General features: G+C 63.0%; 11 protein-coding genes. 3 read left to right on the top strand and 8 right to left on the bottom strand.

Annotated features, from left to right (window positions below; genetic code table 11):
- Positions 1-163: 163 nt before the first annotated feature.
- The 7 genes from PMI11_RS14865 to PMI11_RS14895 all read right to left on the bottom strand — a co-directional run bounded on the left by PMI11_RS14865 (position 164) and on the right by PMI11_RS14895 (position 7,367).
- The gene (locus PMI11_RS14865) at positions 164-907 is read right to left on the bottom strand and encodes a glycerophosphodiester phosphodiesterase family protein (protein WP_007818376.1); all 744 of its coding nucleotides are present in this window, start codon (positions 905-907) and stop codon (positions 164-166) included.
- A 33-nt stretch (positions 908-940) separates the two neighbouring features.
- Positions 941-1,819: an ABC transporter permease gene (locus PMI11_RS14870; protein ID WP_007818377.1), complete on the bottom strand. Its 879-nt coding sequence runs from the start codon at positions 1,817-1,819 to the stop codon at positions 941-943.
- Positions 1,820-1,830: 11 nt separating this feature from the next.
- Entirely contained in the window at positions 1,831-2,760 is a 930-nt protein-coding gene (locus PMI11_RS14875; RefSeq protein WP_007818378.1) for an ABC transporter permease, read from the bottom strand.
- A gap of 10 nt (positions 2,761-2,770) precedes the next feature.
- Positions 2,771-3,754, bottom strand: coding sequence for an ABC transporter ATP-binding protein (locus tag PMI11_RS14880; RefSeq protein ID WP_007818379.1), 984 nt, complete (start codon positions 3,752-3,754; stop codon positions 2,771-2,773).
- Positions 3,751-4,767 carry an ABC transporter ATP-binding protein gene (locus tag PMI11_RS14885; RefSeq protein ID WP_007818380.1) on the bottom strand — a complete coding sequence of 339 codons (1,017 nt, stop codon included), beginning with the start codon at positions 4,765-4,767 and terminating at the stop codon, positions 3,751-3,753. The genes PMI11_RS14880 and PMI11_RS14885 overlap by 4 nt, the downstream gene beginning before the upstream one ends.
- Before the next feature lie 81 nt (positions 4,768-4,848).
- Positions 4,849-6,483: an ABC transporter substrate-binding protein gene (locus tag PMI11_RS14890; RefSeq protein ID WP_007818381.1), complete on the bottom strand. Its 1,635-nt coding sequence runs from the start codon at positions 6,481-6,483 to the stop codon at positions 4,849-4,851.
- A 170-nt stretch (positions 6,484-6,653) separates the two neighbouring features.
- Positions 6,654-7,367 (bottom strand): HAD family hydrolase, encoded by a 714-nt coding sequence (locus tag PMI11_RS14895; protein ID WP_007818384.1) that lies wholly within the window; start codon positions 7,365-7,367, stop codon positions 6,654-6,656.
- 85 nt (positions 7,368-7,452) lie between these two features.
- Between PMI11_RS14895 and PMI11_RS14900 the strand changes: the two genes are divergently transcribed.
- Positions 7,453-8,391: a sugar-binding transcriptional regulator gene (locus PMI11_RS14900; RefSeq protein ID WP_007818386.1), complete on the top strand. Its 939-nt coding sequence runs from the start codon at positions 7,453-7,455 to the stop codon at positions 8,389-8,391.
- Between the two features lie 459 nt (positions 8,392-8,850).
- Here PMI11_RS14900 and PMI11_RS14905 read toward each other — a convergent pair whose 3' ends face one another.
- The gene (locus PMI11_RS14905) at positions 8,851-9,123 is read right to left on the bottom strand and encodes a hypothetical protein (protein ID WP_037071401.1); all 273 of its coding nucleotides are present in this window, start codon (positions 9,121-9,123) and stop codon (positions 8,851-8,853) included.
- 288 nt (positions 9,124-9,411) lie between these two features.
- On the opposite strand from PMI11_RS14905, the gene PMI11_RS14910 reads away from it, so the two are divergent.
- Together PMI11_RS14910 and PMI11_RS14915 are read left to right on the top strand one after the other, a co-directional pair.
- Positions 9,412-10,458, top strand: coding sequence for a catalase family peroxidase (locus PMI11_RS14910; RefSeq protein ID WP_007818390.1), 1,047 nt, complete (start codon positions 9,412-9,414; stop codon positions 10,456-10,458).
- Positions 10,455-10,994, top strand: coding sequence for a cytochrome b (locus PMI11_RS14915; RefSeq protein WP_007818392.1), 540 nt, complete (start codon positions 10,455-10,457; stop codon positions 10,992-10,994). Before PMI11_RS14910 ends, PMI11_RS14915 begins: the two co-directional genes overlap by 4 nt.
- Positions 10,995-11,104: the final 110 nt, after the last annotated feature.

Raw genomic sequence — 11,104 nt, forward strand, 5'->3', positions numbered from 1 at the left:
CGGTGGTGCCGCTTTCGATATGAGGACGAAAGCTGGCCGTCGACCATTTCGCATGATGTCCAAGCCGACCAGCAGAAAGCACAGCGCCATGACCGCGTCATTGATCCATGGAACAGGGTTAACGGGCCGTTCCCCCGCTAGGGCGAAGAGGCAAAGCCATAGCTCACGCAGCAATGCCGGCGCGCAGTTTCAGCGCCAGATCCGGGCTGTCCGAGGTCAGGCTGCCGATGCCGCGCTCCAGCCAGTGGCGGATGCCGGGCTCGTCGTTGAGGGTCCAGACACAGAGGCGGTCGAGCGGCAGCCGGCTGCGGATCAAGTCCCATTCGGCTTCCATCAACTCGTGATGAATGGCAACGAACTCCACCAGCCCGTCCAGGCGGTCGATGAAGGCGGCGAGCCCGCCCTGCTTCTCGGCCCAGGCGGCGTTGACGGAGACGAGGCGGGAAACATCAGGCGCGTGAAGGCGGCACTCCTCCAGCACCGACGTATCGAAGGAGGTCAGGTAGGAACGTTCGCCGACACCGAAGCGAAAAAGCTCGGCTGCGACGCGCGCGGCAATGTCAGGATAGGGCGTACCGGTCTCGTCGATCTTGATCTCGACATGCAGGTCGATGCCCTTGTTGACCGCAAGCACGTCGAGCACATCAGCGAGCGTCGGAATGACCTCGTCCGTGCCTTTCAACCTGACGGCCTTGCGGGCTTCCACCGACAGGTCCTGCACCGGGCCCACACCTTCGGCGGTGCGTTCCAGCGTCGCATCGTGGATGACGACGAGTTCGCCCGAGCGCGTCAGGTGCACGTCGAATTCGATGGCATCGACCCCGAGCGCGGTCGCGTTGCGGAAGCCGGCGAGCGAGTTTTCGGGCCAGAGGTTGCGGGCGCCGCGGTGGCCGGTGATAAGCGTCATGAAATATCCTTCAACCTGTTGATTTCATAAGCATTAGCGGATCGTCGGGTCGAGCTTGTCGCGCAGCCAGTCGCCGACGAGCGAGATCGAAAGCGTCGTCAGCATGATGACGGCGGCGGGCGCCAGCATGATCCAGGGCGCGCGCGTCAGATATTCGCGTCCGAAGCCCACCATGTTGCCGAGGCTGGTTTCTGGCGGCTGCACGCCGAGGCCAAGGAAGGAGAGCCCGCTTTCCATCAGGATGATTTCCGGGAAAGTGAGGGTCATGGAAACGATCAGCGTCGAGGCTACGTTCGGCAGGATATGATGCAGGTAGACGCGCGAAGGTGTGGCACCAAGCTGCACCACCGCCGCGGCATAACCCTGCGCGCCGGCGGCAATGGCAAGGCCCCGGGCGATGCGCGCATAGCGCTCCCAGCCGTAAAAACCCATGAGGCAGACGAGCAGCAGCATCGAGGAGCCGAAGAAGGCGAGCACCGCGAGCGACATGATGAGGAAGGGAAGTGCCGCCTGGAAATCGGCGAGCATCAGGACCAGATGCTCCACAAAGCCACGCAGCTGCGCCGCCAGGAACCCGAGCAACGTGCCGAAGAGTGCCGACAGGATCGTCGCGCCGAAGGCAATGACGAGCGAGGCGCGGATCGACTGGATGAGGCGCGAAAGCACATCGCGGCCGAGTTCGTCCGTGCCAAGCAGATGCTTGAGCCCGCCCGGCGCCGAAAGCCGGCTGCTGAGATCCATGGCCGTGATGTTGAACGGGCGGATGGTATCGGCGAAAATGGCGGTCAGCACCATTGCCGCAAGCCACAGCAGGCCGAACGCCACCGAGAGCGGCACGTTGCGGCGCAGGAAGGAGACGAGGCGGTTCGGCTTTCCGGAAGCCGGCGTACCGGCGAGATCGACAGTTGCCATCGGCTTTCTCCTCAATGTCCGGCCGCGTGCGAGCGAAGGCGCGGATCGAGCCAGCCGTAGAGCAGGTCGACAACGAGGTTCGACAGGACCATGACGGCGGCGATGATCAGCAGGATGCATTGAACGACGGCGAGGTCGCGATTGCTGACGGAGACCACCAGCAGGCGGCCGATGCCGGGCCAGGAAAAGATCGATTCCACTACGACCGCGCCTGCTATCAGCGAGCCGACCATGAAGCCGACGATCGTGACGATCGGCACTGCCGCATTGGGTAATGCGTGGTTCCACACCACGTCGCGCAATGTCAGCCCCTTGGCCGAGGCGGTGCGGATATAGGGCTGGCCCATCACCTCGATCATGGCACTGCGCGAAAAGCGGGCGAGAATGCCGATGCCGCCGATGCTCATGGTCAGCGTCGGCAGAATGCCGTGCACCCAGGTATCCTGCCCGCCCGAGGGCAGCCAACCGAGGATGACCGAGAAGAGCAGCACGAGCAGCAGTCCCATCACGAAGGAGGGAATGGTGAAGCCGAGGACGGCCAGCAGGATGACGCCGCGATCGGAGAAGCTTTGTCGGTGCAGCGCCGCGTAGACGCCGGCCGGAATGCCGAAGACGAGCTTCAGAATGAGGGCCGGCACCGTCAGCTGCAGTGTCGCCGGCACACGTTCCAGCACCAGCTGGATTGCGGATGCCTTGTCACGCATCGAGACGCCGAAATCACCGGTGAAGATCGACTTGATATAGGCGAGATATTGGATCCAGAGTGGCTGGTCGAGGCCCCATGCCTTGCGGAAGGCATCGACCGCCTCCCGCGGCACGTCAGGCCCGAGCATCACCATGGCGGGATCGCCCGACATGCGCAGGACCACGAAGGCGAAGGTGACGACCGCCATGATGGTCACCATCGCACGGAACAGGCGGACGAGTACAAAACGGATCATGGAACCCTCCCTATGCAGCCACCGGCGTGGTCTCGCCCGCCACGACATGGCAGGCGGCGGTGCGGTACTCGCCGATCCCCTGGAGCTCCGGCACGACGGAACGGCAGATGTCGCGGGCCAGCGGACAGCGCGGATGGAAGGCGCAGCCAGAGGGGCGCTTGGCCGGGTTCGGCGGCTCGCCCTGCAGGATGACGCGGCCTTCCAGCGGCTTGCCGGGAATGGGCACGCTGGAGACCAGCGCCTTCGTATAGGGATGCTGCGGGGCGCGGAAGATGACGTCGGAAGAAGCCTCCTCGACGATGCGGCCGAGATACATGACCGCGACACGGTCGGCGATGTTGCGCACCACCTTCAGGTCGTGGCTGATGAAGACCATGGCGATGCCGTTCTTTTCCTGCAGGTCGCGCATCATGTTGACGACCTGCGCCTGGATGGAGACGTCGAGCGCCGAAACCGGCTCGTCGCAGACGAGCAGTTTTGGCCGCGAAGCCAGCGCCCGGGCGATCACGGCGCGCTGGCGCTGGCCGCCCGAAAGTTCGTGGGGATAGCGGTCGGCCTGGTCATCGCGTAGCCCGACGGCCCGCATCAGCTCCGTCACGCGCGACCCCTGATGCTCCCTGGGAATGAGCTTGTGGATATCAAGCGGCTCGGCGATCTGCTTCGCAATCGTTACGCGGCGGTCGAGCGCTGCGAGCGGGTCCTGGAAGACGAGCTGCATCTTGGCGCGCAGTGCCCGCCATTCCGCGGTATGGCGCGCCGGCATCGGCTGCCCCTGGAAGCGCACGCTTCCTTGCTGTGCATCATCTATGCCGAGCAGCATGCGCCCAAGCGTCGATTTGCCGGAGCCTGATTCGCCGACGATGCCGAGTGTTTCGCCCGGCATGACCGAGAGCGAAACGCCGTCGACGGCCCGCATCGGCGTCGGGCGGTCGAAGAGGCCGCGACGGATCTGATAAATCCGGACGAGATCATGGACTTCGATGAGCGGCGTCATTGCAGCAGGCCTTCGGCGATACGGGACGACCGGGTCTCGACGGCATCCGCGACGGGCACCGGGCGCGTGCAGGCGAGCTTGCGGCCGCCGTCGAGGGAAACGAGCGGCGGGCGCTCGCTGCGACAGGCCTCAACGGCGCGCGAACAGCGCGGCGAGAAGGAACAGCCCTCCGGCAGATGTTTCGGATTGGGAACGGTGCCGGGAATGGGGATCAGCCGTTCGCGGCCGCCGTCGAGGCGCGGAATGGCATCGAACAGGCCGCGCGTATAGGGGTGGCGCGGCTGGGAGAACAGCTGGTCGACACTACCCTCCTCCACAATGCGTCCGGCATACATAACGCAGACGCGCTCGCAGACCTGGCTGACGGCGCCGAGATCATGGCTGATGAAAACGGTCGCCATGCCGGTTTCGGCACGCAGGCGGATCAAGAGATCGAGGATCTGGGCCTGGATCGTCGCATCAAGCGCGGTGGTCGGTTCGTCGGCAATCAGAAGATCGGGCTGCCCGGCGAGCGCCATGGCGATCATCAGGCGCTGGCACTGGCCGCCGGAAAATTCGTGCGGGTAGAGATCGAAGCGGCGGCGCGAATCGGGAATGCCGACCATATCGATCAGCCGCAGCGCCTCGGCCTTTGCCGCCTCGCCGCGCAGGCCGCGATGAACCCACAGCGCCTCGGAAATCTGCCGGCCGATGCGCAGCACCGGATTGAGCGAGCTGGACGGGTCCTGGAAGATCATGGCGATACGGCTGCCGCGCACGCTTTCGAGCACCGTGCGCGATCCGCCGATGAGTTCGCGACCTTCGATTTGCACCGAGCCGGAAACGCTCGCCCTGCCGGGCAGCAGGCCGAGGGCTGCAAGCCATGTGACCGACTTGCCGCAGCCGGATTCGCCGACGAGGCCGAGCGCCTCGCCTCGGGCGACATCGAGATCGATGCCGTGGAGAACCCGCACGCCGTCGAAGGCGACCGTCAGATCACGCAGTTCCACGAGATTGGAGCCGTTCGCGCCCATCTTTCATCCCCGCTCTTTGTTGCCGCAAAAAGAGGATCTCCGGCAGCGCTTTAGCCACCGGAGACCGGAGTGACGGACCGATCAGATCGACCAGTTGGTGGCGCGGAAGTCCATGGCGAAGGCCGGAGCGGCCTTCCACTTCAGCGACGACTTCATGCCGGTGAAGACGGCATTCTGGTGCAGGACCTGATAGACGGGATCTTCGCGCTCGGCGATTTCCAGCATGCGGGCGATCGCCTTCTTGCGCTGCGCCCGGTCGGTGGAGGTTTCCATGACGACGGCGAGCTTGTTCATCTCCGCGTTCGTCCAGTCCTTCTTCTGCTGCACTTCGCCGTTCGGGCCGAATTGCACGACCATCGGCGTGATCGGATCGTTGATCGAGTTGCCAGCCGACCAGTCGCGCACGCCCTTGATGCCTTGGGGATCGTGGATCTGCGCCCAGTTTTCCTTCATCTCGATCTCGACGTTGAGGCCGACCTGTTTCCACATCTCGACCATGATCTGGCCGTTGGCCGTCTGGTTCGTGTAGTAGTTGTTGAGCAGGCGGTAGGGGATCGCATCGCCCTTGTAATTGGCCTGCTTCAAGAGGTCCCTGGCGAGCGCCGGATCGAATGCCGGGGGCGCCCAGCCATCGATGAACATGTCGCTGTTGCGGAAGGATTCGAACTGCAGGCCGGCCGGGATGACCGTCTTGCCGGCCCAGAGCGCATCGACGATCGCCTGGCGGTCGATGGCATGGGTCATGGCGCGGCGAACCAGCGGGTTGGCAAGGATCTGGTTCTGCGTGTTGAAGACCGAGATGCGGTGGTTCCAGATCGTCGAGTTCTGGACTTCATAGCCGGGAGCGGCCTGCACGGCAGCGATCTGGTCCGGCGGCAGGTCGCAGGCGAAGTCGTACTCGCCGGACAAGAGGCCGTTGACGCGCGAGGCGACTTCCGGAACTTCCACGAAGCGGATCTGTTCGAGCGGCGGGCGGCCGCCCCAATATTCGTCGAAGGCGACGAGCGTCAGCGAAACGTCCGGCTTGTACTCGCCGACCATGTAGGGGCCGGTCGTGATCGGCTTGCGCGACCATTCGGTAAAGCTTGCGGCCTCATCCCAGGCGCGGCGGTTGGTGATCTGGCTGCCGCCGGAATAGAGGCGGCCTTCCAGTGTCACGTCGGGCGTCGTGTTGTGCAGGCGCACGGTGTACTTGTCGACGATCTCGATGCCGGCGAGCGCCGGCCACAGGCGACGTCCGACGCCGGGAACGGTTGCCGGCAGTTCCTTGGCGGTCGCAGGCTTATGGTCGGCTTCGAAGATTGTCTTGCCGCCGGCGGGCTCCGTGTTGCCGAACACGCGTTCCTTGGAGAAGGAGAAGGCGACGTCCTCGGCGGTCATTTCATCGCCATTGTGGAACTTGACGCCCTGGCGCAGCTTCAGCTCGAGCGTCTTGTCGTCGATACGCTTCCACTCGGTGGCAAGACCCGGAACCGGACCCTGATTGCCCATCCAGTCACGCAGGATCAGGCCTTCCCAGAGGTTGGGATAGAAGATGCGCTCACCGACGTTGGACTGCTCGTGATAGACGTCGAGCGAGTTGTTGTTGGTGATCTTCTGCACCGCGACGGTGATGGAAGGACGCTTGGCCTGGCTGAAAGCGAGGCGCGGCAGGATGAGCGTGCCGGCGGTCGCGCCGAGCAGGCCGAGCGCGCCGCGTCGATTGATCGAAATCATCGGAAACTCCTTGTGTCTTGACCGACGGGCCCCCGGCTCGTGGTCTTCGTTGTTAAAATCAGCTAGATGTCACCGGATTGACGGCTTCATGAATTTTTCAATAAAGACGCCCGTCGCGGATGCCGCGAAGAGCCGTTCCAGCGCGTGAGGCAAGGCCCCGCGCGACGAGATCAGCCGGCGGCGGGAACAGCCGGTTTGCTTGCAGGCGAAGCGGCGGTTTCCCCCGAAAACGCTTCGAGCGCGCGCGCCAGTTCGCCCGCTCCCTCCACCGTTTGCAGAGCGCCTGCCGCCTTCAGCGCCTCGTGCCGTCCGCGGCGCGGATCGGCCGGATCGACGAAGCCGATCGCCGCCATGCCGGCCGCCACGGCACCCGTAATCCCGAGCGCGCTATCGTCGACGACAAGGCAGCGGTGCGGCGCCACGCCGAGATTTTCGGAGCAGAGACGGAAAAGGTCAGGCGCAGGCTTGGGCCTCGCCACCATCTCGGCGCTGTAGATATGCGGGGCAAATTCCGTCCACAGATCCAGAAGACCGAGGCTGCGGCGCAGCCTCTCCATGTCGCTGTTGGACGCGACGCATTTGCGCTGCTTCACATTCCGCACCAGCTCTTCCATGCCGGCCATCGGCCGCAGCGAACGGGAAAATTCCGCGTAGAGCGCGCTTTTGGCATCGGCGAAGACATGGTCCGGATCGGCAAGGCCGAGTTCCTCGCGACAGAGCCGGCCGGCCGCCTCCCCCGAAAGACCGGTGAAGCGACGGTGGACCTCAGCCTGGCTCAAGGGAACGCCGGCGCGCTGCAGGGCCTGCGCCAGCGTGCCGCTCGCCACCGGCTCGCTGTCGATTAATACGCCGTCGCAATCGAAGATCAGAAGTTCTATCGTCATGCACACGGCATTACGTTACATATGTTACACCAATGTGAAATATGTAACACCAAGGCATTTAGGGCACATTTGGGATGGGGGATTGATGGAATCGCATGAACTGAAAATCCGGGCGGCCTGGCTCTATCACGTGGAGGGGCTGACGCAGGCGCAGATCGGCGAGCGCATGTACCTCACCCGTCGCCGGGTGAACGAGTTCCTGGCCGCAGCCCTTGAGGAAGGCATCGTCAGGGTGAACTTCGCCTCGCCGCTTGCCGCCGGCATGGAGCTTGAATCGCGCCTGCAGGAACGTTTCGGCCTGGAGGCGGCAGTCGTCGTGCCCACCCCTGCCGATCCGCAGCTTCTGCACCAGGCGCTCGGCCGCGGCGCGGCCGCCTATCTCGACCGGCTGATTCAGGCACGCAAGCCCCGCTCCATCGGGGTCGGCTGGGGCGCGACGCTGCGCGAGACCGTCACCAACATGACGCCGGCAAGCGAGCCCGGGATCGAGCTGCGCTCGATGATGGGCGGGCTGACACGCGGCTCGGAGATCAACACGTTCGAGATCGTGCGCGCCTTCGCGCAGGTCCTGAAGGCGCAATGCCACTATTTCGCGGCACCGATCTATGCCGAGAGCCCGCAATCGCGCGAGGCGATCATCACGCAATCGGTCTTCGAGCGCATCTTCCGCCAGACCTGCGAAGTGGATATTTCCTATCTGAGCGTCGGCGACGTGACCAGGCAATCCCTGCAGGTGCGCTATGGCCTGCCGGCCGGAACCGACGTCGGTGACCTCATCGCCGTCGGCGCTGTCGGCGACCTGCTCGGACGCTATATCGATGCCGAGGGCCGTCCCGTCGCCCACCCGTTGAACGCACAGGTGCTAGCCCCCGACCTCACCGACTACCGCAAGATCCCCTGCCGCATCGTCGCCTCGGGCGGCATCCACAAACACGCCATCCTCACCGCCACCGTACGCGCCGGACTCGCAACCGCGCTGATCACGGATGAGGAGAGCGCAAGGGCGTTGCTGGCGGGCGGATGAGGTGAGGTGCGTGCCTACGTCTATGGGAGGCGACCGGCGGGCGCGCAGGGTTTGAGGATGGTATGTGGAATGTGGGACGTGTGCCCTTCCACCCCTTCGGCCGCACCTCCCCGAATGTTGTCGCAAATGCCACCAACCGAAAGGCGCTACGACGCTGACAGTTTAGGCCCAATGGCGGATGCCGCGCAGCCCCGATGCCGGTGCATCGAGAGAAGAGCCTGCACATGCCAAGGCGACACAAGATTATAAGAACATTGAATTTCATCAGACGGCCAAAATAGGCGCCCATTCCTTTGGAGGATGGGTACTGGGAAGCCTGCAGCCGGTCATGTGTATAAGCATGCTCTTCAGGTGCTCAAGCACGCGGCTCTCTTTTTTATATGCAGAGCTTTAAGATAAGCGCCCTTACGCTTTGTCCACGACCGAGATTTCCTAGATGATGCAAGCCCTTTATGGGTCCTACTCGTCTTCTCGCCAGGCGTGAGCGACGAGGGCGCCAAAAATAGACGCAACAATCAGGACCAGCATATAAACCAGATATTTGATGTTGATATTGAACCAGTCGTAGGCAAAGAGAAACGCACTTACAACCGATACCGACGTAGCGATATACTTCATAAAAAATGCCCCTAACGCGCAGATCGTGACCTTTGGATTGCACTTGCACAAGCTGCGCGGCAGTTTCGGTGTGCCAATGACGTCGCGTTTAACGGCCCCCGCCCATTGCTTCAACTGCTCAAGCCATTTTTTTATTGCACGTCAGCAATGCCCCCGAATGCGGTCTGTTCAATTCGTACTCCGGGGCGTCTTCTGGCGAGAGCACTATCCAAATCCGCATAGAATGCAAACCCTTGGCACGCCAGCCGAGCTCCAGGACTGTTCGCGGTGAGGGTTTGACCTGGCAGCTCGACGGTGGCATCTTCCCTGTGCGCCCTGCGCATAGAACCCGGCTACTTCTCATTGTGTACTGAAATCGAAGCCCCCGCACCGCGTTGAACTGGCACGAAGGGAGAGTCTTGGATGCCTAGCCCGCAGCGTTCCGCCCTAGGATCCCTCGTATTGATAGCGGCCGTCATAGGTTTCGGCGTCGGCGCGTTTGCCTACACTGCTGGATGGCTCAGTCCTGACCGCCTTACGTCGACGAAGCTCGTAAATGCGTTAGCGCCTCCTGGCGGACCCGCTCTCGGACATCGGAGAAACCACGCAAAGGGCGTCTGCTTCACTGGCACATTCGAAGCGAACGGGAACGGTAGTGCGATTTCACGGGCGTCAATGCTTGCCGCCGGACAGTACCCCGTCCTTGGCCGCTTCAACCTCGCAACGCCGGACCCGAATGCTGCCGATCCGACAGTTCGAGTTCGGGGCATTGGCGTGCAGATCTCGGCGCCTGACGGCAACGTCTGGCGGATGGCTCTGATCGATCCGCCTGTTTTCGCGGTCTCCACGCCGCAAGGTTTCTACGACTTGCTGAATGCGTCTGCGAGCAAGAATCCGGAAGCGATGAAGGGGTTTGTGGCAGCGCATCCAGAATTCGCTGCGTTCGGCGAGTGGGCGACCACGGCTCCCTGGACGGCCAGCTACGCCGAGGTGGCTTTCAACAGCCTCAACGCATTCATGTTCAAGGATGGGTCGGGCGCAGAGCACGCCGTTCGTTGGTCTTTGCGTCCGGAGGCGCAGGCCGCTGCGATCACGGCCGAAGACTTCGCCAAGCTCGGCGCCAATCATCTTGAGCAAGATATAACCGAGCGCGTTGCGACGTCGCCTCAGCGTTGGACGCTCGTGCTGACGGTGGCCGATCCCTCCGATCCAATATCAGATCCTACCAAGGCCTGGCCGCCGGGGCGGCGTACTGTCGAAGCTGGAACTCTGGTCGTGCAGAAAATAGAGCCGGAGGCGGACGGCCCGTGCCGTGACATCAATTTCGATCCGACCATCCTGCCTGACGGAATCAAGGTTTCCGATGATCCGTTCCCCGCGGCCCGCTCGGCAGCCTATGCCAAATCCTATGATCTGCGGACATCGGAAGCGAGCAGTTATCCTCGAACAGGAGCGAGCGCGAAGCCATGACGAACGGCATCAAGACACGATTCTCCACCATCCAGCGCTTGTTGCACTGGCTGATGGCGATAGGCATCCTGGCAATGCTATTCATCGGCGTCGGAATGGTTTCCACCATCGGACGTGAGTATGTGCCGCTCTTGCTGACGCACAAGACGCTAGGGATCGCCATTCTTGTCCTTGCCCTGGTTCGCCTCGTTGTTCGCTTCATATCCGGCGCTCCACCGTTGCCCGCAGACCTTCCGGAACCGATGAAGCTTGCCGCCCATCTGTCCCACGTAGGTTTGTACGTGCTGATGATAGGGATGCCCTTGATCGGGTGGGCGATGTTGTCCGCCGCCGCTTATCCAGTCGTGCTCTATGGCGGCATAAGGCTCCCCCCGATACTGCCGCAGAGCGACACCCTGCACGCACTCCTCTGGAGCACGCATTACTATCTTGCCTTCGCGTTCTTCGCTCTTGTGTTGATGCATCTTGCGGCGGCGCTTTTCCACGGCCTCGTCCGTCGCGATGGGGTCCTCGAGACCATGCTGCCCGGCAGATAGCGGTAGTGTTCGTGGAAAGCTTATCGTCACCGCCAGGCCTTCGACCGAGGTAGCGCTGAGTGTGATCATTCGGCCATAGAGTTCGCTTTCCTGGAACCGTCCATTGGCGG

The organism is Rhizobium sp. CF142 (genome assembly GCF_000281145.1).
GTDB lineage: Bacteria > Pseudomonadota > Alphaproteobacteria > Rhizobiales > Rhizobiaceae > Rhizobium.

Coding starts and splice junctions, on each gene's coding strand:
- PMI11_RS14880 (WP_007818379.1), bottom strand. CDS start 3,754: ATGACGCCGCTCATCGAAGTCCATGATCTCGTCCGGATTTATCAGATC.
- PMI11_RS14900 (WP_007818386.1), top strand. CDS start 7,453: ATGGAATCGCATGAACTGAAAATCCGGGCGGCCTGGCTCTATCACGTG.
- PMI11_RS14885 (WP_007818380.1), bottom strand. CDS start 4,767: ATGGGCGCGAACGGCTCCAATCTCGTGGAACTGCGTGATCTGACGGTC.
- PMI11_RS14915 (WP_007818392.1), top strand. CDS start 10,455: ATGACGAACGGCATCAAGACACGATTCTCCACCATCCAGCGCTTGTTG.
- PMI11_RS14870 (WP_007818377.1), bottom strand. CDS start 1,819: ATGGCAACTGTCGATCTCGCCGGTACGCCGGCTTCCGGAAAGCCGAAC.
- PMI11_RS14890 (WP_007818381.1), bottom strand. CDS start 6,483: ATGATTTCGATCAATCGACGCGGCGCGCTCGGCCTGCTCGGCGCGACC.
- PMI11_RS14895 (WP_007818384.1), bottom strand. CDS start 7,367: ATGACGATAGAACTTCTGATCTTCGATTGCGACGGCGTATTAATCGAC.
- PMI11_RS14865 (WP_007818376.1), bottom strand. CDS start 907: ATGACGCTTATCACCGGCCACCGCGGCGCCCGCAACCTCTGGCCCGAA.
- PMI11_RS14875 (WP_007818378.1), bottom strand. CDS start 2,760: ATGATCCGTTTTGTACTCGTCCGCCTGTTCCGTGCGATGGTGACCATC.
- PMI11_RS14910 (WP_007818390.1), top strand. CDS start 9,412: ATGCCTAGCCCGCAGCGTTCCGCCCTAGGATCCCTCGTATTGATAGCG.